22 protein-coding genes are annotated in these 23710 nt (G+C 66.9%); 12 read left to right on the top strand and 10 right to left on the bottom strand.

The window, feature by feature from the left end; genetic code table 11:
- Positions 1-279: 279 nt before the first annotated feature.
- Complete coding sequence (locus QUV18_RS23325) at positions 280-969, top strand: NUDIX domain-containing protein (RefSeq protein WP_300896569.1); 690 nt, start codon at positions 280-282, stop codon at positions 967-969.
- 249 nt (positions 970-1218) lie between these two features.
- Here QUV18_RS23325 and QUV18_RS23320 read toward each other — a convergent pair whose 3' ends face one another.
- The 5 genes from QUV18_RS23320 to QUV18_RS23300 all read right to left on the bottom strand — a co-directional run bounded on the left by QUV18_RS23320 (position 1219) and on the right by QUV18_RS23300 (position 5727).
- Positions 1219-1917: an ABC transporter ATP-binding protein gene (locus tag QUV18_RS23320; RefSeq protein ID WP_300896568.1), complete on the bottom strand. Its 699-nt coding sequence runs from the start codon at positions 1915-1917 to the stop codon at positions 1219-1221.
- Positions 1910-2656 (bottom strand): ABC transporter ATP-binding protein, encoded by a 747-nt coding sequence (locus QUV18_RS23315; protein ID WP_300896567.1) that lies wholly within the window; start codon positions 2654-2656, stop codon positions 1910-1912. The genes QUV18_RS23320 and QUV18_RS23315 overlap by 8 nt, the downstream gene beginning before the upstream one ends.
- Positions 2649-3617 carry a branched-chain amino acid ABC transporter permease gene (locus tag QUV18_RS23310; protein WP_300896566.1) on the bottom strand — a complete coding sequence of 323 codons (969 nt, stop codon included), beginning with the start codon at positions 3615-3617 and terminating at the stop codon, positions 2649-2651. Before QUV18_RS23310 ends, QUV18_RS23315 begins: the two co-directional genes overlap by 8 nt.
- A 4-nt stretch (positions 3618-3621) precedes the next feature.
- A complete protein-coding gene (locus QUV18_RS23305; protein WP_300896565.1) occupies positions 3622-4491 on the bottom strand; it encodes a branched-chain amino acid ABC transporter permease in 870 nt (289 codons plus the stop codon).
- 84 nt (positions 4492-4575) lie between these two features.
- Positions 4576-5727 carry an ABC transporter substrate-binding protein gene (locus QUV18_RS23300; RefSeq protein WP_300896564.1) on the bottom strand — a complete coding sequence of 384 codons (1152 nt, stop codon included), beginning with the start codon at positions 5725-5727 and terminating at the stop codon, positions 4576-4578.
- Between the two features lie 172 nt (positions 5728-5899).
- Here QUV18_RS23300 and QUV18_RS23295 point away from each other — a divergent pair, with 172 nt between their 5' ends.
- The 11 genes from QUV18_RS23295 (at position 5900) to QUV18_RS23245 (ending at position 17616) form a co-directional block, all read left to right on the top strand.
- Positions 5900-6367 (top strand): DUF4863 family protein, encoded by a 468-nt coding sequence (locus QUV18_RS23295; protein ID WP_300896563.1) that lies wholly within the window; start codon positions 5900-5902, stop codon positions 6365-6367.
- 48 nt (positions 6368-6415) lie between these two features.
- Positions 6416-7948: a benzoate-CoA ligase family protein gene (locus QUV18_RS23290; protein WP_300896562.1), complete on the top strand. Its 1533-nt coding sequence runs from the start codon at positions 6416-6418 to the stop codon at positions 7946-7948.
- Positions 7948-8769 carry an alpha/beta hydrolase gene (locus tag QUV18_RS23285; protein ID WP_300896561.1) on the top strand — a complete coding sequence of 274 codons (822 nt, stop codon included), beginning with the start codon at positions 7948-7950 and terminating at the stop codon, positions 8767-8769. Before QUV18_RS23290 ends, QUV18_RS23285 begins: the two co-directional genes overlap by 1 nt.
- A gap of 10 nt (positions 8770-8779) precedes the next feature.
- On the top strand, positions 8780-9226 hold the full coding sequence (locus QUV18_RS23280) for a DUF309 domain-containing protein (RefSeq protein ID WP_300896560.1): 447 nt from the start codon (positions 8780-8782) through the stop codon (positions 9224-9226).
- A 178-nt stretch (positions 9227-9404) separates the two neighbouring features.
- Entirely contained in the window at positions 9405-11063 is a 1659-nt protein-coding gene (boxC, locus tag QUV18_RS23275) for a 2,3-epoxybenzoyl-CoA dihydrolase (RefSeq protein WP_300896559.1), read from the top strand.
- Between the two features lie 25 nt (positions 11064-11088).
- The gene (gene boxB, locus QUV18_RS23270) at positions 11089-12540 is read left to right on the top strand and encodes a benzoyl-CoA 2,3-epoxidase subunit BoxB (protein ID WP_300896558.1); all 1452 of its coding nucleotides are present in this window, start codon (positions 11089-11091) and stop codon (positions 12538-12540) included.
- 68 nt (positions 12541-12608) lie between these two features.
- Positions 12609-12779 (top strand): hypothetical protein, encoded by a 171-nt coding sequence (locus QUV18_RS23265; RefSeq protein WP_300896557.1) that lies wholly within the window; start codon positions 12609-12611, stop codon positions 12777-12779.
- Positions 12776-13972: a benzoyl-CoA 2,3-epoxidase subunit BoxA gene (gene boxA / locus QUV18_RS23260; protein WP_300896556.1), complete on the top strand. Its 1197-nt coding sequence runs from the start codon at positions 12776-12778 to the stop codon at positions 13970-13972. The genes QUV18_RS23265 and boxA overlap by 4 nt, the downstream gene beginning before the upstream one ends.
- 4 nt (positions 13973-13976) lie before the next feature.
- Positions 13977-14420 carry a thioesterase family protein gene (locus QUV18_RS23255; protein ID WP_300896555.1) on the top strand — a complete coding sequence of 148 codons (444 nt, stop codon included), beginning with the start codon at positions 13977-13979 and terminating at the stop codon, positions 14418-14420.
- Positions 14421-14557: 137 nt separating this feature from the next.
- Entirely contained in the window at positions 14558-15487 is a 930-nt protein-coding gene (locus QUV18_RS23250; RefSeq protein ID WP_300896554.1) for a helix-turn-helix transcriptional regulator, read from the top strand.
- Between the two features lie 83 nt (positions 15488-15570).
- Positions 15571-17616: an enoyl-CoA hydratase-related protein gene (locus QUV18_RS23245; protein ID WP_300896552.1), complete on the top strand. Its 2046-nt coding sequence runs from the start codon at positions 15571-15573 to the stop codon at positions 17614-17616.
- 9 nt (positions 17617-17625) lie between these two features.
- On the opposite strand, the gene QUV18_RS23240 is transcribed toward QUV18_RS23245, so the two are convergent.
- The 5 genes from QUV18_RS23240 to QUV18_RS23220 are packed head-to-tail and all read right to left on the bottom strand — an operon-like array spanning position 17626 to position 23681.
- Complete coding sequence (locus QUV18_RS23240; RefSeq protein ID WP_300896551.1) at positions 17626-18771, bottom strand: serine hydrolase domain-containing protein; 1146 nt, start codon at positions 18769-18771, stop codon at positions 17626-17628.
- On the bottom strand, positions 18758-20860 hold the full coding sequence (locus QUV18_RS23235) for an acetate--CoA ligase family protein (protein WP_300896550.1): 2103 nt from the start codon (positions 20858-20860) through the stop codon (positions 18758-18760). Before QUV18_RS23235 ends, QUV18_RS23240 begins: the two co-directional genes overlap by 14 nt.
- Before the next feature lie 3 nt (positions 20861-20863).
- A complete protein-coding gene (locus QUV18_RS23230) occupies positions 20864-22024 on the bottom strand; it encodes an acyl-CoA dehydrogenase family protein (RefSeq protein ID WP_300896549.1) in 1161 nt (386 codons plus the stop codon).
- A gap of 5 nt (positions 22025-22029) precedes the next feature.
- On the bottom strand, positions 22030-22833 hold the full coding sequence (locus tag QUV18_RS23225; RefSeq protein WP_300896548.1) for an ABC transporter permease: 804 nt from the start codon (positions 22831-22833) through the stop codon (positions 22030-22032).
- Entirely contained in the window at positions 22830-23681 is an 852-nt protein-coding gene (locus QUV18_RS23220; protein WP_300896547.1) for an ABC transporter permease, read from the bottom strand. The genes QUV18_RS23225 and QUV18_RS23220 overlap by 4 nt, the downstream gene beginning before the upstream one ends.
- Between the last annotated feature and the right edge of the window lie 29 nt (positions 23682-23710).

Below are 23710 nucleotides of genomic sequence, written 5' to 3'. Positions count from 1 at the left end.
TGTTTCGATGGTGTAGATATGACACCAACAATAAGTGTTGTAAAGACACTTAATGGGCCCGCGACGCAGATTCCGCGTAAAGCACTGAAAATGATGGATTCAATTTCGGATTTTCCGCGCGGGCGCGCCGTTCCCGACCCGGTGCCAGCCCCGACTCACCCTGCCTGATTGCCCGGAATTGGCCGATTCCCGCGCAGTTTCGAAGGACGTTCAGCGGAAAACCGTGTTTACACCGACCGCGCTGCCTATATAGTGTCGGCAATACACATAGAGGTGAGCATGACCTATCAATACGAGTACCCGCATCCCGCCGTCACGACCGACACGGCGGTGTTTTCCATCATCGAGGGGCGGCTCAACGTGGCGCTGATCGAGCGGGGCGGGGAGCCCTACAAGGGGCGCTGGGCGTTGCCGGGCGGGTTCGTCCAGATGGACGAGGACCTCGAGACCGGCGCCCGGCGCGAGCTGGCGGAGGAGGCCGGGGTGACGCCCGCGCAGCTGGAAGGGCTGCCGTTCCTGCAGCTTGGCGCCTATGGCCGGCCCGACCGCGACCCGCGTGAACGGGTGATCACGGTTGTGTTCCTGACGCTGGTGCCGATGGACCGGCTCAAGCTGGTGGCCTCGACCGACGCGGCGCGGGCGGAGTGGTTCTCCTTCGACAAGCTGCCGGAGCTGGCCTTCGACCATGCGACGATCCTCGAGGATGCGCGGATGGCGCTGGCGAAGCTGGTGTCGACCGACCTGGGGGATGACGCCTCGGTGGTGTTTTCCTTCCTGCCCGAGGAGTTCACCCTGTCACAGGCGCAGGTGGCTTTCGAGACGATCAAGGGCGAGCCGCTGGAGAAGCGGAATTTCCGCAAGTGGATCAATTCGCATTGGGATCTTGAGGATCTGGAGAAGAAGACCACCGGCGGGCGGCACCGGCCGGCAAGCCTTTACAAGCTGAAGGGGCGCAGGAAGGCGGCTTGAAGGGGCAGGCGCCGCGCATCGGCGGGCCGTGGTGCGGCGATCCGACGTTGGTGATGGGCAGTTTATGCCTGCCAAGTACATCCGTCACTCGAGCGTGGCGCTTGCGTCTGCCAAATCGCCGTGCCGTCGGGGCGGCCCACCTCTCGGCGATTGCAGGCAATCGCCTGTCGGCCAGCGGTCGATGCGCGGCGGCGCGCCCTTGGCGCGCCTTTGTTCCGCGCAAGGCGTGTCCGGTCTAGCGTTGGTGCCTCAGACCCCCAGCCACCTCGTATGCGCCTCGTCGTCCCTGGCCAGCGCCGCCGCGTCGCCGCGCCAGACGATCTGGCCGCGGCCCATCAGGCTGATATCGTCGGCGAGCCCGAGGGCGAAGTTCAGGTTCTGCTCGACCAGCAGGATGGTGAGCCCCGAGGCCTTCAGCTCCTTCAGCTTGCCGAAGATCTGCTGGATGATGATCGGCGCCAGCCCCTCGGTCGGTTCGTCGAGCATCAGGATGCGGGGTGCGGCCATCAGCGCGCGGCCCACCGCCAGCATCTGTTGTTCGCCGCCCGACAGCTCGTGCCCGCCATTGTTCAGGCGGTCGGCGAGGTTGGGGAAGAACGTCACCACCTTGTCGACCGTCCAGTCCGACCCCGGCCCGGCCAGCCGGCCGGCGAGTTCGAGGTTCTCGCGCACCGTCAGGGCGCCGAAGATGTCCCGCGTCTCGGGCACGTAGGCCACGCCCAGCCGGGCGATGTCATAGGGCAGCTTGCCGGAGATCTGCTGGCCGGCCAGCGTGACGCGCCCCGCCGTCAGCGGCAATTGACCGATCACCGATTTCAGCGTGGTCGACTTGCCCACCCCGTTCCGGCCCAGGAGCGCGTGGACCGTGCCCTCGCGCACCTTCAGGTCGAGCCCGTGCACCACGCGGGTCTCGCCATAGCCGGTTTCGATCCCTTCCAGCTCAAGCATCCTGCTGCCAGTCCCCCAGGTAGATGTCGCGCACGACCGGGTTGCCGCGCGTCTCGTCCGGTGTGCCCTCGAACACCACCTCGCCGAAATTCAGCACGGTGATCCGGTCGGCCACGTCGAAGGCGAGGTCCATGTCATGCTCGATGATCAGCACGGTCAGCTCTTCGGGCAATGATTTCAGCAGCCGGTGGAAGCCCTCGATCATCGAGGGGCCGACGCCCGAGGTGGGCTCGTCCATCAGCAGGAGCTTGGGCCGGGTGGCCAGGGCGATGCCCACTTCGAGCTGCCGCCGGTTGCCGTAGGAGGCGGCCTTGACGGGCGTATCCAGCAGGTCGGTGAGCGAGACCAGTTCGGCGGCTTCCTCGACCGCCTCCTTCACGCCGCGGTCGCGGAAGCTGTCCTTGACCAGCCAGGCGATCTTGCCCTGCGCGGCCGCCGCGGCCAGCGTCAGGTTCTCGCGCACGGTGAGGTCCTCGAAGAGGTTGTTCTTCTGGTAGCTGCGCGACAGCCCCATGCGCGAGCGCTGGCTGACGCTCATGCCGGAGATCGACGTGCCGCCGACGAGGATGTCGCCCGCCGTGGGCTTCAGCTCGCCCACCAGCAGGTTGAAGAGCGTGGTCTTGCCCGCGCCGTTGGGCCCGAGGATCACCCGGCGTTCGCCCTGTTCCAGCTTGAACGAGACGTTGCGCGTGACCTGCAGCCCGCCGAAAGCCTTGGAGAGGTTGTGGACGTCAAGCATTCTGCGCCGCCCCCCTGGCCTTGCGCCGGGTCATCCAGTGCTCGATCTGGCCGTAAAGGCCGCGGCCGCCCGCGAGCACCGTGGCGATCAGGACAAGGCCCACGACGATGTGCCAGTGGTCGGTATAGCCGCTCAGCTCGTGCTTGAGCAGGACGAAGGCGATGGCGCCGATCATCGGGCCGATCAGCGTGCCGAGACCGCCGAGGATCACCACGATCAGCGCCTCGCCCGACACCGTCCAGAACAGCAGTTCGGGCGAGATGTACTGGATGTGCTGGCCCGCGATGATGCCCGCGACGCCCGCCAGCAGGCCGGAGAAGCCCATGGCGCGGGCGCGGTGGATGATGGTGCTGACACCGATGGCGCGCATCCGCGGCTCGTTGGAGTGGATGCCGCAGAGGGTGCGCCCGAAGGCCGAGCGCATGACCCAGGCGGCGGCGACGTAGCACAGCAGCACCAGCAGCAGGGCGTAGAGCGCGAAGGGCAGCGACTTGTTCATGGCGATGCCGGCCCAGTCGAAGTCGAACCTTGGCAGGCCGCCCATCCCGTCATCGCCGCCCAGCCAGCGGGATTTGAAGATCACGGTATAGGCCATCTGTCCGAAGGCGAGGGTGGCCATGATGAAATAGATGCCGGTGGTGCGCGCGGTGATCCAGCCGACCACGGTGCCGAACACCGCCGCCGCGCCGATGGCGGCCACGGCCGAGGGCAGGGCGGGATAGCCCAGCTTGGCCGTCAGGATGCCGTAGGTATAGGCCGAGACGCCCATGATGGCACCGTGGCAGAGCGAGACCATACCGCCGAACCCCGCCACCACGTCGATGCTGATGGCGAGGATGGCGAGGATGGCGATTTCCACCACGATCTCGCGGGCGAAATAGCCGCCGTAGATGGCGTAGAGCGCGAGCGCCACGAGTGCGAAGACAAGGACGATGGAACGGGTCGGGGTCTGGTGGAACATCGGCTCAGGTTCCTCGCGCCGGGATCAGCCCTTGCGGGCGCAGGACAAGGATCGCGGCCAGCAGCAGGTAGCTTGCCACGGCGGCGAAGCTTGGCAGGAAGGCCGCGCCGACGGTTTCGATCAGGCCGACGATGAGCGAGCCCGCGATGGCGCCCTGGAGGCTGCCAAGGCCGCCGATGACGACGACGATCAGCGTCGGGATCAGGATCGAGATGCCCATGCCCGTGGTGGCCGAGAAGACCGGCGCGGCCACGACGCCCGCCAGCCCGGCCAGCGCGCAGCCGACGCAGAAGACCGCGAAGAACAGCCGCCCCACGTTGATGCCCATCGCGGCGGCCATGTCGCCGTTTTCCACGCTGGCGCGGATCATCGCGCCGATCTGCGTGCGGGCCAGCACGAGCCACAGTACCGCCATCACCACCGCGCCGAGGCCGATGATGAAAAGCCGGTAGGTCGGGTAGGAGACGCCCAAGAGGTTGGAGGTGCCCGACAGCCCCGCCGGCGCGTCGAGCCCCAGCGCGATGTCGCCCCAGCCCAGCCGGGCGATGTCGAGGAAGACGAAGATCAGCCCGAAGGTGACCAGCACCTGGTTCATCGGTCCGGCGCCGCGTAGCCGGTCGATCAGGGTGAAGTAGAGCAGCGCGCCGATCGCCGTGACACCCAGCGGCGCAAGGATGAACGCGCCCCAGTAGCTGCCGGTCAGCGCCGCCGCCGAGATGCCCAGGTAGGCGCCCATCATGTAGAGCGCCCCGTGGGCGAGGTTGACGAAATGCAGCAGCCCGAAGATCACCGTCAGCCCGATCGACAGCAGGAACAGCAGCATCGAGTATTGCAGTGCGTTCAGGAACTGAAGAACCCAGAAACCCGCATCCATGACCGGCCCCTTTTCACCCCGGGTTGGTTTGCAGAAGGTACACCCCCGAACCGGCCCGGTCCGGGGGCGACACCTTGCGTGGTCTTAGTCGAGCTGACAGCCGTTCGGCTCGTCGCGCACGGCTTCGATCTTGCCAAGGACCTTCTGGGTCAGGCCGTCGCCTTCCTTGACGGTCTCGTAGATATAGACGTCCTGCACGATGTTGTTGGTGGCGGCGTCGATCTCGACCGGGCCGCGCGGGCTGTCGAAGGTCAGGCCCCGCAGCGCCTCGGCGATCGAGGCGCGGTCGCTGGCGCCCGAGTCGATGGCGGCCATCAGTGCCTTGGCGGCGTCGTAGCCCTGGATGGTGAACTCCGACGGCGCCTTGTCCTGCGCGGCCTTGTAGGTCTCGACGAACTTGGTGTTCAGCTCGTTATCGACCGTCGGCACGTAGTGCAGCGAGGCGATGACGCCCACGGCGGCGTCGCCTTCGGCGGCCACGTAGAGCGGCGAGGTCACGAAGCCCGAGCCGTAGAGCGGCAGGTCTTCCTTGAGGTCGAACGAGCCGTACTGCTTGACGAAGCTGATCGCCTCGCCGCCGGCGTAGAACACGAAGAGCGCCTCGGCGCCCGACGACTTGGCGTTGGTCAGGTAGGGCCCGAAATCGCTGGTCTGGCCGAAGGGCGTGAATTCGCCGCCCACGACCTCGCCACCGCCCTCGGTGAATTTCTGGCTGAACGCGTCGACCATCTGGTGCCCAGCGGCATAGTCGGGGGCCAGGGTGTAGGCCGTCTTGACGCCCTGCTCGGCCAGCCATTCGCCCATCGGGCGCGACACCTGCCCGTTCGAGAAGGACACGCGCGTGATGTAGGGCGAGCAGGCCTCGCCCGTCGCCTCGTCATTGCCGGCATTGGCGACGATCAGCGGCACTTCCGCGCCGTCGACGAAATCCCGCACCGCGCCGAGCACGCCCGAGGACACGAGGCCCATGATGACGTCGACCTCGTCCTCGAGCACCAGCTTGCGCGCCTTGGCCAGCCCGACCGGCGGTTTCGCCTCGGTGTCTTCCTTGACCAGCTCGAATTCGCCGGTGCGCCCGGCCTCTTCCAGCGCCATGTTGAAGCCGAGGGTGATCTCGTTGCCGAGGGCCGCGTAGGTGCCGGAATAGGGCAGCAGCACGCCGACCTTCGTCTGTGCGCTTGCCCCGGTCACGGCGAGCAGTGATGCCGCCGCAGCGGTCAGAAACAGTTTCTTCATTGGTATCCTCCCTAACGATATCCTTGCCGAGACTACGGGCAGGTATCGATTCCTGTCTATGCAAAAAAGTGCAGATTGTAAAGGTGAATGTTGCAATATTGCGCAACAAGTGCATTATACGACCAAACCGCTCTATTCGATTCTGTCGTGGCCAATTCGGGAGGAGGCACACATGTCGCAGGAACGTTTCGAGGCCCTGGTCGGCGAGGTTGCGGAGGCCATCGAGGGCAAGCCGCTCGACGCCGGTCTGGCCGGGTATCTCAACAAGACATGGCCGAAGGACGGCCCCGAATTCGCCGAGCTGCGCGAGCTGTGCGCCGAGGGCGAGCGGGACGGCTGGCTGATGTCGCGCGAGGCCGGCGGCATCCGCTTTGGCCGGGCCGTGAAGCCCGGCGGCGCGGCGGGGGATTTCAGCGTCGACGTGGTGCGCATGAAGGATGTACGCGGGCCCCATCACATCCATCCCACGGGCGAGATCGGTGCGATCATGGGCCTTGACGGCCAGCCGCATTTCGATGGCTTCGCCGAGGGCTGGTATGTCTACGAGCCCGGCACCGACCATCACCCGACGGTCACCGGGGGCGATGCCTACGTGCTCTACCTGCTGCCGCAGGGCGCGATCGAGTTTACCGGCAAGTAGGCCGGGCACGCCGGGCCCCGCGCCCGGCGACGGGAGGAGGACCCATCAATGAACGACAATGCCGCACTCTATTTCGTGGACCGCCACATCGAGGAGGGCCGTTCCGACAAGGTGGCCTTCCGCGAGGCCGATGGTGCGAAGCGCAGCCTGACCTATGGCCAGCTGGCACAGGAAGCCGCCCGCTTCGGCGGGGCGCTGGAGCGGCACGGCGTGCGGCGCGAGGAGCGGGTCGCGATGATCGTGCAGGACCAGGTCGAGTTCCCGGTGATCTTCTGGGGCGCGCTCAAGGCCGGGGCCATCCCGGTGCCGCTCAACACGCTTCTGTCGACGCAGGTCTATGACAGCATCCTTTCCGACAGCCGGGCCTCGGTTCTCGTGGTGTCGCAATCGCTGTGGGAGACGGTGGCGCCCGCAGTACAGGACAACCGCTACCTGCGCGCCGTGGTGGTGATCGGCGAGGCGCCCGAGGGCACCGGAAGTTACCAGTCCTTCGTCAAGGACGCGCCAGAGATCGAGACGGTCGAGGCCAGCGCCGACGAGCTGGCCTTCTGGCTCTATTCCTCGGGCTCGACCGGCGCGCCCAAGGGCGTGCGGCACGTGCATTCCAGCCTGCAGGCCACGGCCGAGTGCTTCTCGCGCGATGTGCTGGGGATCACCGAGGACGACACGGTCTATTCCGTCGCCAAGATGTTCTTTGCCTACGGGCTGGGCAACGCCATGTCCTTCCCGATGTCGGTGGGCGCGACCACGGTGATTGCCGCCGGGCGGCCGACGCCCGACCTGGTCTTCCGCATCATGAAGGAGGAGAAGCCGACTATCTTCTGCGGGGTGCCGACGCTCTATGCCGCGCTGGTCTTCGAGCAGGAGAAGGCGGGCACGCCGCCCGATCATTGCATCCGCCTCTGCACCTCCGCCGGCGAGGCGCTGCCGCGCGAGGTGGGCGAGCGATGGCACCGTCTCTGGGGCGCGCATATCGTCGATGGCGTGGGCTCGACCGAGATGCTGCATATCTTCCTGTCGAACCGGCCCGACGACATCGTCTACGGCACCTCCGGCACGGCGGTGCCCGGTTACGAGGTGCGGCTGGTGGACGAGCATGACGAGGACGTGGCCGAGGGTGAAGTGGGCGAGCTGCTGGTGCGCGGCCCGTCGAGCGCCGAGGGCTACTGGAACCGCCGGCACAAATCCATGTCGACCTTCGCCGGGCACTGGACCCGCACGGGCGACAAGTATGAACGCACGCCCGAGGGCCGCTACGTGTATTGCGGGCGGACCGACGACATGTTCAAGGTCTCGGGCATCTGGGTCAGCCCCTTCGAGGTCGAGCAGACGCTGGTCGAACACCCGTCCATCCTCGAAGCCGCGGTCATCGGCCGGGCGGACGATCAGGACCTGATCAAGCCCGCCGCCTATGTGGTGCTGAAGGATGGGGCCGAAAAGGTCGATGCCGACACGCTCAAGGGCTACGTGAAGGACAAGATCGGCATGTGGAAATACCCCCGCTGGATCGAGGTGGTCGACGAGTTGCCGAAGACCGCCACCGGCAAGATCCAACGTTTCAAACTGAGGGAGAGCGCGTGATGAGCATCGACTGGAACGCCGGCAAGGGCACGCTGACGGCGGGCGGCAAATCGCTGGAATGGGCCGCGTTCGGCGCGGCGCCGGGGGAAAACCCGGTGATCGTCATGCTGCACGAGGGGCTGGGCTGCCTCGCCCTCTGGCGCGACTTCCCCGAGCGGGTGGCGCAGGCCACGGGCTGCCCGGTTTTCGCCTTTTCCCGCGCGGGCTATGGCCAGTCGGACCCGGCCGACCTGCCCCGGCCGCTGGATTACATGACGCGCGAGGCAGTCGACGTGCTGCCCGACGTGCTGAACGCGCTGGGCGATGGGCCGGTGATCCTGTTCGGACATTCCGACGGGGCCACGATTGCCGCGGAATATGCCGGGAGGGTGGAAGACTACCGCGTGCGCGGCCTGATCCTGATGGCGCCGCATTTCTTCACCGAGGAGATGGGCCTGGCCGAGATCGCCAAGGCGCGCGAGGTGTTCGCGGAGGGCGACATGAAAACCCGGATGGCCAAGTACCATCGCGACCCCGAGGCCACCTTCCGCGGCTGGAACGACGCGTGGCTCGACCCGGGCTTCAGGGCGTGGAACGTGGCCGAGGTGATCGACTACCTGCGCATTCCGTCGCTGGTGATCCAGGGGCGCGAGGACCAGTACGGCACGCTGGCGCAGGTCGAGGAGGTCGAGACCCGCAGCTATGCGCCGGTCGATACGGCCGTGATCGACGCGTGCAGGCATTCGCCCCACATGGACCAGCCCGAGAAGACGCTGGCGGCGGTGGCCGAGTTCACCGCGCGCCTGACCCGGATCGAGGCGGCGGAGGTCGAGGTCGCGTGAGCCCCGCACCGTGACCCGCGCCCCGGCATTGACCCTGCCGCCCCGGCCCTACCTTCCGGGGAAGACCGAGCGGCCAGACGAGGCGATTTTCGAGCCGCTGAAGGAGGGGCTTTCGCCGGCGATGACACCGGAGGAAATGGCGCAAAGCGCGGCGTTCCTCGGCGGGAAGGAGGCGTTTGCGCAAGGGTATTTCTGGGAGGCCCATGAACTGTGGGAGGCCGTCTGGATGGTCCTGCCCCCCGCCAGCGCCGAGCGGCACCTGCTGCAGGGGCTGATCCAGCTGGCCAATGGCGGGCTGAAGGCGCGGATGGGCCGCGAGAATGCCGCCCGCCGCATCGCCGCGCTGGCCGACACGGCCCTGCGCGAGGCCTTCCTGCAGGGGCAGGAGAGGCTGATGGGGCTGGGCCGCGCGGAGGTGGAAGAGATGAGGAATCACGCGCGGGCACATACCGGGTGAGGGGTGTGCAAAATAATGCCAAATCCCGCCAGATTGGCAATTGCCCGCCATAAACTAATGAAATAAGGGGTTATATCGTGCACAAAACACGGGCTTTGCGGTTTACATGCCCACCCATAAGCACTATGATGCAACTTAACGCACAAGCAAGATTGGCTCGAACCGGGAGGACGCCGCGGTGACCAAGACCATAGATTTTCAGACCGACCCGTCGAAATACCGCCACTGGCGCGTCGAGTATGATGGCGACATCGCCAACCTCTACATGGATGTCGACGAGGATGGCGGGTTGTTCGACGGCTACCAGCTCAAGCTGAACTCCTACGACCTCGGCGTCGATATCGAGCTGGCCGACATCGTCCAGCGGATGCGCTTCGAGCATCCGGAGGTGAAGGTCGTCGTCATGCAGTCGGGCAAGGACAAGGTGTTCTGCGCCGGCGCCAATATCCGGATGCTGGGCGGCGCGGCGCACAGCCACAAGGTCAACTTCTGCAAGTTCACCAACGAGACGCGCAATACCTACGAGGCGGCCGAGGCCGACTCGGGCCAGAAATACATTGCCGCCGTAAAAGGCTCCTGCGCGGGGGGCGGGTACGAGCTGGCGATTGCCTGCAACCACATCATGCTGACCGATGACAGCACGTCCTCGGTCGCGCTGCCCGAGGTGCCGCTGCTGGCCGTGCTGCCGGGCACCGGCGGCCTGACCCGGGTGACCGACAAGCGCAAGGTGCGCCGTGATCTGGCCGACGTGTTCTGCTCGATCGAGGAAGGCGTGCGCGGCAAGCGGGCCAAGGACTGGGATCTCGTCGACGAGGTGATCCCCAACTCGAAATTCGACGCTACGGTGCAGGAGCGCGCGAAGGAATTCGCCGCCGCCTCGAAGAAGGCCACCGGCAAGGGCATCACGCTCGGCCCCATCGACCGCACCATCGGCGAGGACGGCTCGCTGACCTATTCGCTGGTCGAGGTGGAGCTTGACCGCGACCGCCGCCGGGCGACCATCACGCTCAAGGGCCCCGATGGCGAGGCGCCCGCCGATGCCGCCGCGCTGGAGGGGCAGGGGGATCAATCCTACCTGCTGAAGCTCGCCCGCGAGCTGGACGATGCCATCCTGCACCTGCGCCTCAACGAGGCCGAGCTGGGCCTGCTGACCTTCCGCACCCAGGGCGACCCCGAGGCTGTGCTGGCGCATGAAAAGGTCCTGCTCGACAACAAGGACAACTGGCTTGCCAACGAGACCCTGCAATACTGGAAGCGCGTCCTGAAGCGGATCGACGTGACCTCGCGCAGCCTTGTCGCGCTGGTCGAGCACGGCTCCTGTTTCGCGGGCGTGCTGGCCGAGCTGCTGTGGGCCGTCGACCGCTCCTACATGATGGAGGACGAGTTCGAGGGCGACAACCGCCCCGTCGCCACCGTCACCCTGAGCGATGCCAATTTCGGGCAATACCCGATGGGCAACGACCTGACCCGGCTCGAGACCCGCTTTCTTGGCCAGCCCGGCCACGTGGCGGAGCTGAAGGCCAGGACCGGCGAACCGCTGGAGGCCGAGGCGGCCAAGGAGGCCGGCCTCGTCACCTTCGCCTATGACGATATCGACTGGGAGGACGAGATCCGCATCTTCATGGAAGAGCGCGCCTCGTTCAGCCCGGATGCGATGACGGGGATGGAAGCCAACCTGCGCTTTGCCGGCCCCGAAACCATGGAAACCCGGATCTTCGGGCGGCTGACCGCCTGGCAGAACTGGATTTTCAACCGGCCGAACGCCGTCGGCGAGGAGGGCGCGCTGCAACGCTACGGCAGCGGCCTGCGCGGCAAGTACAACATGGAACGCGTCTGACCGGCGCAACTGGGAGACCTAAAACATGCTCGATCTCATCAATGTCAGCTACGACACGCAGATTCCCAACAACGTGAACCTGTCCTCGGACAAGCGCGTTCTGAAGGCGCTGGAAAAGTGGCACCCCGGGTATATCAACTGGTGGAACGACCTGATCCCCGACAATTTCCAGCAATCGCTGGTCTACCTGCGCACCGCCGTCAGCGTCGACCCCAAGGGCTGGGCCAAGTTCGACTACGTCAAGATGCCCGAGTACCGCTGGGGCGTGCTGCTGGCCCCGCAGGTGGAAGACCGCAAGATCCCCTGCGGCGAGCACGTGGGCGAACCGGCCTGGCAGGAAGTGCCGGGCGAATACCGCAACATGATGAAGCGCCTGATCGTCATCCAGGGCGATACCGAGCCCGCCTCGGTCGAGCAGCAGCGCTTCCTGGCGCTGACCGCACCGTCGCTCTACGACATGCGCAACCTTTTCCAGGTGAACGTGGAAGAGGGCCGGCACCTGTGGGCGATGGTCTACCTGCTGCACAAGTATTTCGGCGCCGATGGCCGGGAAGAGGCCGACGACCTGCTGCGCCGGTCGTCCGGTTCGGAGGAAGCGCCCCGGATGCTGGGCGCGTTCAACGAGGAAACGCCCGACTGGCTGTCGTTCTTCATGTTCACCTACTTCACCGACCGTGACGGCAAGATGCAGCTGGAAAGCCTTGCGCAATCGGGCTTCGACCCGCTGTCGCGCACCTGCCGCTTCATGCTGACCGAGGAAGCGCACCACATGTTCGTGGGCGAAACCGGCGTCGGCCGCACCATCGAGCGGACCTGCCAGGTGATGAAGGAAAACGGCATCGACGACCCCTACGATACCGACAAGATCCGGGCGCTGGGCGTGATCGACCTGCCGACCGTGCAGAAGAAGCTGAACCTGCACTACACCCTGTCGCTCGACCTGTTCGGTCAGGAAGTGTCGACCAACGCCGCCAATGCGTTCAACGCCGGCGTCAAGGGCCGCTATCACGAGCACCGGATCGAGGATGACCACAAGCTCGAGGGCGACACCTATACCGTGTGGGATTTCGAGGATGGCAAGGCCGTGCAGAAACAGGTGCCGGCGCTGACCGCCATCAACATGCGCCTGCGCGACGACTATACCCGCGACGCTTCGGGCGGGATCGGCCGGTGGAACAAGATCATCGAGAAGGCCGGAGTCGACTTCAAGCTCAAGCTGCCGCATGAAAGCTTCAACCGGCAGATCGGTGTCTTCGCCGGGCACAAGTTCAACCCCGAGGGCGAGATCGTGTCGGAGGCCGAGTACGAGAAGGGCATGGCCGACTGGCTGCCCACCAAGGCCGACGGCGATTTCATCCAGTCGCTGATGGAGCAGGTCACCGAGCCCGGCAAGTTCGCCGGCTGGATCGCCCCGCCGAAAGTCGGCATCGACAACAAGCCGGGCGACTTCGAATACGTCAAACTGCACATGGCGTAACCCGCCATGGCAAGCGCCGGCCCTGCCTGTCGCGGGGCCGGCATTCCCCAATTCCACCGGAGGAGACAATGCAGATCGATCGCCACATCGGCCACAAGCCCAACATGAGCGCATTGGGCGACGAACTGGCCGCCCTGCGCGGCAGGTGCATCGGCTGTACGGGCTGCAAGGGCACCTGCGCGGCCCTGATCGAGGCGCTGACCCTGCCGGACCATGTTCTGAAAGGGGGCGAGGCATGAACCAGCCGATCAAGCAACACCTGATCGACCCGGAAATCTGCATCCGCTGCTACACCTGCGAGATGACCTGCCCGATCGAGGCGATCACCCATGACGACAACAACGTCGTGGTCGACCCCGACAAGTGCGATTACTGCATGGCCTGCATCCCGGTCTGCCCCACCGGCAGCATCGACGAATGGCGCGTGGTCAAGGAGCCCTATTCGCTGGACGAGCAGTTCTCGTGGGAGGAGTTGCCCGAGCAGGAAGAAATCGAGGCCGCGGGCGCCGGCACCGAAGGCGGGATCGAGGCGCTGGACGACGCGATGGCCGCGCTGCTGGCCGAGGCGCACAAGGGTGCCGGCGGCAAGTCGAAGGCGCCGGCCTCGGCCGCCAAGCCCACGGTCAACCTCTACAACCTCGCCAACCCGGTCGAGGCGGTGGTGCAGGGCAATTACGGGCTGACCCATGACGAGAGCGACTCGGACGTCCGCCACATCATCCTGAACTTCGAGGGCAAGCCCTTCCCGGTGCTGGAAGGCCAGTCGATCGGCATCATCGCCCCGGGCGAGGACGAGAACGGCAAGCCCCACCTGCCGCGGCTCTATTCCGTCTCAAGCCCGCGCGACGGCGAGCGGCCGAACTACAACAACGTCTCGCTCACCGTGAAGCGGGAAGAGCATGGCGTCTGTTCCAACTACGTCTGCGACCTGAAGAAGGGCGACAAGGTCAAGGTCACCGGCCCGTTCGGCGCGACCTTCCTGATGCCCGACGACCCCGAAGCGCGGCTGCTGCTGGTCTGCACTGGCACCGGCTCGGCCCCGATGCGGGCCTTCACCATGCGCCGCCAGCGTGCGGTGGGCGAGAAATCGGGCGGCATGACCATGTTCTTCGGCGCCCGCACGCCGGAAAGCCTGCCGTATTTCGGCCCCTTGCGGAAAGTGCCCGACACCCTGCTGCAAAAGCACCTCGTCTTCAGCCGCCTGCCCGACAAGCCCCGCGAATACGTGCAGGACCGGATGGCCGTGGAAGAGGAGGTGGTCGCCGACCTGCTGCAGGACCCGAAGACCCATATCTATATCTGCGGCCTCCGCGGGATGGAGGAAGGGGTGGAACACGCCTTCGCCAACATCGCCGAAAGCATCGGCCAGCCCTGGCACGACCTGCGCGACACCATGCGCGACGAGGGCCGCTACCACGTGGAGACCTACTAGGCCGATGGACGATCAGGGCGGGCCGGGCGACGCCGGTATCTACGAGCACGAGATCCGCGTCACCTGGGCCGATTGCGACCCCGCGCGCATCGCCTATACCGGGCGCATCCCTTGCTTCGCGCTCGACGCGATCAACGGCTGGTGGGAGCATCACCTGGGCGGCGGCTGGTTCCAGATGGAGATCGACCGGAACATGGGCACGCCCTTCGTGTCGATGTCGCTTCAGTTCACCTCGCCGATCACGCCCCGGCACCGGCTGATCTGCCGGGTCTGGCCCAACCGGCTGGGCGAAACCTCGATCGGGTTCCATGTCGACGGTTACCAGGACGGCACGCTGTGTTTCTCGGGCGATTTCGTCAGCGTCTTCATCACCGCGTCGGAGTTCCGGAAGGCGCCGCCACCGCAGGAAATCCGCGCCCTCGTCGAGCGGCACCTTGTGCCCGCCTGAGCGGGTCTGATAGGCTTCGACCACGTCCGGCAGGTAGGTGGCGCAGGGGGCAACCTGCACCATATTGCCAACCTTGAGGGTTGTGTTCGACCCGTTTTCCTTTAAAATTCTGCACTATATTTCTCAAGGCGGGCAGCATGGCCGAAATCACCAACTTCCGGGGCGAAGTCACGGCAAACGCGCCGAAGGACAGCCTCGACCTCGAGGTGGAAGACCTGATGCAGCGCGTCGGCATGCGCGTGCGCAAGGCGCGCGAGCTGAAGGGCGTGCCCCGCCGGGTGATCTCGGAACGCTCGGGCGTTTCGCCCCGCTACCTCGCCCAGCTCGAAGCCGGGGAGGGGAACATCTCCATCGGCCTTCTGCAGCGCGTGGCCTCGGCCCTCGATCACCGGATCGAATGGTTCGTGGGCCAGGACGACCCCTGGACCTCGGACGCGCTGCGCATCGCCGACCTCTACCGCGCCGCCACCGCCGAGAAGCGGCAGGCCGCGATGGAGGCGCTGAGCACCCACAGCCCCGACCAGCTGCGCGCCCGCCGCATCTGCCTCATCGGGCTGCGCGGCGCCGGCAAGTCGACGCTTGGCGCGATGGCGGGGCAGATGCTGCACACCCCCTTCCTCGAACTCAATATCGAGATCGAGGAACATGCCGGCATGCCGGTCGCCGAGGTCGTGGCGCTTTACGGCCAGGAAGGCTATCGCGAACTGGAATCGCAGGCGCTCAGCCGCATCATCGCCACCCATGACACCGTGGTCCTCGCCGCCGCCGGCGGTATCGTGGCGGAGCCCGACACTTTCAAGACCCTGCTGGCCCATTTCCACACCATCTGGATCCAGGCCCGCCCCGAGGAACACATGAGCCGCGTCCGCAACCAGGGCGACACCCGCCCCATGGCCGGCAACCCCGAGGCCATGGAACAGCTTCGCAGCATCCTGAAAAGCCGCGAGGCGCTCTACGAACAGGCGGAGGCCCAGCTCGACACCACCGGCAAGCCGCTTCATGCCTCCGCCGAGGAACTGGTCGATCTGATCCGCGCCCGCGGCTTCCTCGACGAACCCCCCGCCTGACCCCGGAAACACGGGGATTTGCCCCCGGCAAAGATCGCGTTATTTCCCTCACAGGCCGACTGGAGGGGCAGAGAGGCAAGCGCATGACGGTCCATACGCGCCGGGAGGGGGCGACCGGATATGTCGAGATCGACACCCCGCCCGTGAACGCGATCGGGCCGGGCATCCGCAAGGGGCTGCTGGCCGCCGTGGACTGGGCCGAGGCCGAGGGGCTGGAGCGTGTCATCCTGTCGGCGCGCGGGCGCCTGTTTTCCGCGGGCATCGATATCCGCGAACTTGGCGCGCCGCCGCCCGAGCCGTACCTGCCCGACGTGCTGAACCGGATCGAGCGAAGCCGCGTGCCGTGGATTGCCGTGGCCCATGGCACGGCGCTGGGCGGCGGGCTGGAGCTGATGCTTGCCTGCCGCTATCGCATCGTTGCCCCCGGCACCCGGCTGGGCCTGACACAGGTCACGCTGGGCGTGGTGACAGGGGCGGGGGGCACGCAACGCCTGCCGCGCCTTGTCGGGCTGGAAAAGGCGCTCGAGCTGATCCCGAACGCGCGTACCGTCTCGGCGGAGGAGGCCAGGACAATCGGCCTCGTCGACGAGGTTGCCGCCGATCCTTCCGGCGCCGCCGAACGGCTCGGTTGCGACGTGCTGCGGGCGAAGCTGCCAGTCAACCGGCTTGAGCCCGGCGAGCTGTCGCCCTGCATCTTCGATGCCGCCCGCCGCGCGGCCGAGGCCAACATGCCCGGCCAGGTCGCCCCGCAGCGTGCCATCGACCTGATCGAGGTCTCCCAGTACATGCCCTTCGATGACGGGTTGATACAGGAGCGTGCCGCCTTCCTCGACCTGAGCCATTCCGCCCAGTCGAAGGCCCTGAACCACGTCTTCTTCGCCGAGCGCGCCGCCCGGGCGCCGGAGCGGTTCGAGAACACGCCCCGCCCGGGGCTCGACCGGGTCGCCGTGCTGGGTTCGGGTTTTCTCGGCTCGACTATCGCGTTCGCCCTGCTGATGGCGGGCCTGCCGGTGACCCTTGTGGAAACGGGCGATGACGGGCCCTGTTGCGCCACCTCGGGGATCGACCGGCAGTTCGACCTTGCCCGGCGCCACGGGCGGCTGACCGACGATACCGCCGCCGCCCGCCGCGCGGCGCTGACCCTTGCCGGCGATTTGGCCGGCGCCGGGCCGGTCAGGCTGGTGATCGACTCCGCTGACGGCGCGGGCGAGGAACGTGCCGGCCTGCTGTCCGCCCTGCCGCGCGGCGCGGTCCTCGCGACCACCGCGTTGCACGAGATCGACCGCCTTGCCCGGCACGCGCCCGACCCGACCCTCGTTGTCGGCCTGCATTTCTCCGCACCGGAGCAGTCGGCGGGCCTGCTGGAAATCGTCCCCGGCGCGGCAAGCTCCGACCTGGCCCGTGCCACCGCGTACGACCTTGCCGGGGCTCTCGGCATGCTGCCCGTTCTCTCCCGGCGCGCGGGGCGCGCCATCGGCCGCCGCCTCCTCGCGCGCTATGCCGAGGCCGCCGAAACCGTCCTGATGGACGGCTCCACCCCGTGGGAGGTCGACGAGGCCATGGTCGAGTTCGGCTTTGACACGGGCCCGTTCGAGGCGCAGGACAACACCGGCCTCGACCTTGCCCATGCCGAGCGCCGCCGGCAGGATGCCACCCGCGACCCGACCCGCCGCTACATTCCCGTGGCCGACCGGATGGTCGAACTGGGCAAGCTGGGCCGGAAGACCGGGGCAGGGTGGTACCGCTACCCCGGCGGCGGCAAGGTCGACGACCCGATCGTCGCCGATCTTGCGCTGGAAGAGGCCCGCTATGCAAAAGTCGAGCGCTGCGACTACCGGCCCGAGGAGATCCGCCACCGCCTGCTGCTGGCGCTGATCAACGAGGCGGCGGACATCCTTCACCAGGGCATTGCCGCCTCGGCCACCGATATCGACCTCGTCACCGTCTTCGGCCAGGGCTTCCCCCGCTGGCGCGGCGGGCTGATGCATTACGCCGACACGCTGGGGCCCGCCAAGGTGCTGGAAGGGCTGCGGAAACTGGCGCAGGAAGACCCGCTGGTCTGGGCGCCCAGCCCGCTCATCGAGGAGTGCGCGGCCAAGGGCCTTTCCTTCGCCGACTGGCGGCGCTGAGCCAGCCGCCTACGTGGTCGCCACGGCCTCCGCGATCGCCTGCAGGCACAGGATCGTCTCGGCCATGTAATCCTCGTCATAGCCCGATTCGTTCTCCAGAACGCTCAGGTAGGCGCAGGACAGGCCGCTTTCCGGGTCGACCATCAGGAACTGCCCGCCATAGCCGGCATGACCGATCCACCGGCCATTGCTCATCATCTGGTGGGCGTAGCGCACGAAATCGCGCGGCGCCGGCAGTGGCTTGCCCGCCCCGCCGATCACCGCCTGCGTGAACGCACCGTTCCACGCCATCCCCTGTGCCCCCGCCGCGACCCGCGCCAGCAGCAGCCCGAACCGCGCAAGGTCGGCCGCGCTCAGGCAGCCGCCACCGGCAAAGGCGGGCAGCCCCTCGGGGCTGAGGCTCATGTGCAGCGCACCCGCCACGCCCGCATCGTCGGCGATCTCTTCCACCAGCTTCGGCAGCGCGCCGGGGCGGCAGCCGTCACAGATCAGCGTCAGCAGGTCGGTATTGGCCGAACAGTAATTCACCGTGTCGGCATGGTTGCGCACGTCGGCACTGGTGATTCCGGTCACCACGTCGTGCATCGTTACCTCGGGCGCGTCGCCCCCGGGCAGGCGCCAGCCAAGGGCGATCTCCTCGGTGTAGCATTCCGCTTGCGGGTCGTCGTAATCCTCGGAGAAGTCGTTCATGACATTCATGTCGAGCACGTCCTGCACCGTCGCGCCGCGATAGCCGCTGCCGATCTCGGGTAGGTAATGCTCGACCGTTCGGCCCGGGTCGAGCCACCCCTCGGCCACCATCCGGCCGGCCACGAGATGCATCATCAGCTTGGTCACGGACTGGATCGAATGCGGCTGATCCCCGGGGAAATCCGCCGCATGACGGCTGAGCAGCACCTCGCCCCGCCGGGCGCAGACCAGCCCGGAAAACGCCGCCCGCCCGGTCAGCGTGGCCACTTCCGGCATCGCGGCGATCCCCGCATCCTCGGCCGGCCGCAACACCACCGGTTGCCGGGCCCGCACCGTCAGCGCCCGGCGGAACAGCCGGTGAGCGTTGTGAAACCCGTGCCGGCGATGCGCCGGCTGGTTCCACCGCTGCTTGTTGTCCGCGCCGACCGTCAGGTCGGGGTTCGGCTCGCGTTCAGGCTCCCACATCGTCCACCTGCATCAGCACATCCACCGCCAGCACGCCGGTCTCGTACACGAAGAGCGGGTTGATCTCGATCTCCGCCACGGTCGCGCGGTTGGCCACGGCATATTCCGCCAAACCCGCCAGCGCCGCAACCAGCGCCGCGCGGTCGGCGGCGGGCCGGCCCCGGAACCCGTTCAGCAGCCCGGCCACCTTCAGCCGGCCAAGCGCGTCCGATATCTCCCGCTCCGTCGCCGGCAGCAATAGCGACACCATATCCGCCAGCAACTCCACCAGAATGCCGCCGCTGCCCAGCGTCATCGCCAGCCCGAACTGCGCATCGCGCCGGATGCCCACCACCAGCTCGGCCAGCGGCGGCGGTGCCATGCTTTCGACAAGGAACGCATCCGTCACGATCGTCTCGCGATAGGCGGCCACCGCCACCCGCATCTTCATCGCCGCTTCCAGCAATGCCTCGGGCGACCCGATCCCCAGCGCCACGGCCCCGGCCTCGGTCTTGTGCGCCAGCCCCGGCACCATCATCTTGAGCGCCACGGGAAAGCCGATCTCGCCCGCCGTCTCGGCCAGCGTGCCGGCCCGCGTCACCCGCCCCGTCGGCACCGGCAGCCCGGCATCGGCCAGCATCTCCTTGCCCTGCGCCTCGGTCAGCAGCCGCGCCGCCTTCGTCGCCCGCCCCGGCATCAGCGCGCCCGGCGCCGCCGACAGGATGCGCCCCCGCGCCGCCTTCCACCACGCCGCGTCGCGGATCGCGTTCAGCGTTTCGTGCACCCCCTGCATCGGCGCCACGCCGCGCCTGATGAACGCCTCGCGGATATGCGCGCCCATGTTCTCGGGGATCGTCGCGCAGATCGCGGCCGGAAGCCCCGCCGCCTTCGCCGCCTCGGCAAAGGCCAGCCCGTCGTTGAGATACAGCCCTTCCGTCTCGTCCAGCCCCGGCGCGGGGTAATCCTGCACCAGAAGCGTCGCCTGTGCCGGCACCCTTTCCAGCGCCGCGGCAAAGACCGGCAAGGTCCGCTCGGCCTGCCCCCAGATCGGGGTTGTGTAGTCCAGCGGGTTCGACACGGTGGCAATCGGCGGCAACAGCTCTTTCAGGGCCGCCTTCGCGCCCGCGTCCGGTGCCGGGTAGCGCAGCCCGATCGCCTCGCCATGATCGGCCAGCATCGTCGCCCCGCCGCCCGAACAGGTGAAGCCCAGCACGTCCGCCCCCTCGGGGGCGCCCGCCACGCAGAGAAACTTCAACGTCTCCAGAAGTTGCGACGGGTTGGTCACGCTGATCACCCCCACGCGCTCGAACAGCGCCTCGTAAAGCTCGGCCGATCCGGCCAGCGAGCCCGTGTGGCTGAGCGTCAGCGTCTCGCCGATGGCCGAGCGCCCGGTTTTCAGCGCCACAACGGGCGTGCCGGCTCGAAGCGCCTTCAATGTGGCCCGTTCGAAGGCCGGAATGTCCGACAGCCCCTCGATATGCAGGCCAATCGCCCGCACCTCCGGCCGTTCGCACAGCAGGTCGACCAGTTCCGTCAACCCAAGGTCGGCCTGGTTCCCCGCCGAGGCCATGTAGGCCAGCGGCAAGGAGCGCTGGCTCATGGTGATGTCCGAGGAAAACATCCCCGATTGCGTGACGACCGCCGCGCCGTAACCCGGGCAGGCCCCGCCATGCGCGAAGGGCCAGAGCGCCGAGTTGCCGACGTAATTGATCAGCCCGTAGCAATTCGGGCCCAGCAGGACCATGTCGCCGATGGCCGCCTTAAGCCTTTTTTCCAGCTTGCGCCCTTCGTCATGCGCCTCGCCGAACCCGGCGGTGTAGCAGACCACGCCGCCGGCCCCCATCGCCGCCAGCCCGGCCACCGCGTCGGGCACGAACGCGGCTGGGATGGCAAGGAACACCGCGTCCGGCGCTTCCGGCAGGTCGGCAATCGTGGCAACACAGTCCAGGCCCGCCAGCCTGTCGCGCCTGGGGTTCACCACCCACATCTCGCCAGCGAAGCCCGCCCGCCGTGCCTCGCCGATGGCCACCGCCGCATCGGCCCCGCCGATGAAGGCGATATGGCGCGGGTTGAGAAGCCGCTCGAAATTCTGCCGCTTTTCCGGGGTCATGCGTCACGCGCCCAGCGGCCGCAGGATCGACCGGGTGATGATATGCCGCTGGATCTCGCTGGTGCCGTCCCAGATGCGCTCCAGCCGCGAATCCCGCCACAGGCGCTGGATCGGCAGCTCTTCCATCAACCCCATGCCGCCGTAAATCTGCACCGCGTCGTCGGCGATCCGGTTCAGCATCTCGGAACAATAGACCTTCACCATCGCCGCATCGGCATCCTCCATCGCGCCCCGCCCGGCACGCTCCACCGCGTCGGCCACCATAAGGTCGGCGGCGCGCAGGTTCATGGCTCCGTCGGCCAACCGGAACCCCGTCGCCTGGAACCGCCCGATGGGCTGGCCGAACTGCTTCCGGCTGGCGGCCCATTCCGTCGCCATCTCCAGTATCCGCTCGGCCTTGCCGCAACAGCAGGCCCCGACCCAGATGCGCCCCATGCCAAGCCACTTGCCCGAAAGCTCCAGCCCGCGGCCCTCTTCGCCCAGGATCTGCCCCGGCCCCAGCCGCACATCGTCGAAGGAAAGCTGGTAGGTTTTGTAGCCGCGATAGCTGACGCACTTGTTCCCCTCGCGACAGTCGAACCCCGGCGTGCCCACGTCGACCAGGAACGCCGTCACCCGCTTGCGCTTGCCGCGCTTCGTCTCGTCCTCGCCGGTGGCGGCGAAGACGATGGCGAAATCGGGCATGCAGGGCCCGGAAATGAAATGCTTCGAGCCGTTCAGGATCCAGTCATCGCCATCCTTGCGGGCATTCGTCTTCATCCCCATCACGTCCGACCCGGCCTCGGGCTCGGTCAGGCCGAACAGCTCGCGCTTTTCGCCGGTCACGCATGGCAGCAGGTATTTCTCCCGCTGCTCCCCCTCGCAGGCGAGCAAAATCTCGGTCGGCCGCGCCGCCCAGCTGTGGAGCGCGTGGGAGGTCTTGCCGTATTCCCGCTCGATCAGGTGCATCGCGTCGATGCCAAGGCCCCCGCCGCCCACCTCTTCCGGCAGGTTGCAGGCGTAGAGCCCCAGCTCCTTGGCCTTCGCCTCGATCCGGCGGCCCAGCTCCTCGGGCACCTCGCCGGTGCGGTCGACCATTTCCTCGTGCGGGAACATCTCGTCTTCCATGAAGCTCTTGACGGTCTTCAGAAGCAGGTCGTTTTCATGGCTCACGTGGAAGTTCATGGGGGTTATTCCTCTGCAACAGCCATCTGCGCGCGGCGGCGCGCCAGCAGGGCGTAAATGACGAAGGCCAGAAGCGTGACGCCGATCAGCACGACGGCCGCTGCCGCCACGGTCGGGTCGGTGTTCTCGCGGATGCCGTTCCACATCCGCCGGGGCAGGGTGTAGACGGTGAATTTCGAGATGAAGAGCGTGACGACGATCTCGTCCCAGCTCAGGATGAAGGCGAAAAGCGCCCCGGCCACCACGCCGGGCTTGATCGACGGCAGGATCACACGTCGCATCGTCACCCAAGACGGCGCGCCAAGGTTGCGGCTGGCCTGTTCGAGCTTGGGGTCGAAATTGGCAAGGCTCGCGCTGACGGTGATCAGTACCAGCGGCGTTGCCAGAACCGTATGGGCGAGGATCAGGCCCGGGTAGCTGTCGATCAGCCCCATGGGCACCAGCAGGCGATAGAACACCATGGCCGAGATGATCTGCGGAATGATCAGCGGCAGCAGCAGGAAGGCGCGCACCACCTCCGTGTAACGCGACGTGACCCGCCACAGGCCGATGGCGCAGAGCGTGCCGAGCGAGGTCGCCAGCAAAGCGGTGCTCGCCGCGATGATTCCGCTTTGCGCGAAACTCGACAGCCATTCGGGGCTGGTGAACAGGGTCTCGAAATGCCGGAGCGAATACTCGCCCTTGGGCATCGACAGAAACCGCTTCGGCGTCAGCGACACCGGAATGGCAATCAGCGCCGGCAGCACCAGGAAGAGCAGCGCCAGCCACGCGCCCACGACGTTCAGCTTGGCGAAAAGCCCCGGCCTCATCGTGTCGCCCCCCCGCCGAAGACGGCCGAAAGCTGCATGAACCGCGACATGATCCATAGAAGCGCCAGCACCCCGATCAGCATCAGCGTGCCCAGCATCGCGGCCGTGCCCCATTGGAGCGTCACCAGAAGCTGCACGCTGATATATTCGGCCACCATCAGCACCTTGCCCCCGCCCAGGATCGCGGGCGTCACGTAAAAGCCAAGGCTCAGGATGAAGACCAGCAGGGAAGAGGCCACGAGGCCGGGAATGGTCAGCGGCAGATAGATCCGCCGGAAGGTCTGCACCCCGTTGGCGCCAAGGTTGCGCGAGGCGGCCATGACGCGCGGGTCGAGCGTCTGCATGTTCGCCATCAGCGGCAGCACGGCATAGGGCACCATGTAATGCACCATCCCGATCAGCACGCCCAGCTCGTTGCGCATGAAGCGCACGGGCCGGTCGATCAGGCCGATCGCCTCCATCCCGTTGTTCACAAGGCCATTATGGCCCAGCAGCATCAGCCACGCGAAGGTGCGGACAAGCACTGAGATCCAGAAGCTGATCAGCAAGAGCGTCAGCATGATGTTCTGGTTCTTCTGGTGCGCATGCACCATCGCGTAGGCTAGGCAATAACCGATCGCCACGCTGAAGACGGTGGTGATCGCGCAGGTGCGGAAGGTCGTCCAGAGGATCCGCGCCAGCGCGTCGGATTCGACAAGCTTCTCGTAATTCCCCAGCCCCGGCTCCGGGTCGGTCACGCTCAGCCACAGGATATTGGCAAGCGGCCCGAGGTAGAACGCCACCACCACGAGGAAGAAGGGCGCAACCAGAAGCCATCCGGGGCTGATATGTCGTGTGAGTGCCTGCATCATCGCATGTCCGGGCGTTGGAAACCCGG

Origin of the sequence: Roseovarius sp. (genome assembly GCF_030373445.1) — a bacterium.
Lineage (GTDB): Bacteria > Pseudomonadota > Alphaproteobacteria > Rhodobacterales > Rhodobacteraceae > Roseovarius.
The sequence above is the reverse complement of the archived record's forward strand: the minus strand, read 5'-3'. Positions and strand labels throughout refer to the sequence as shown.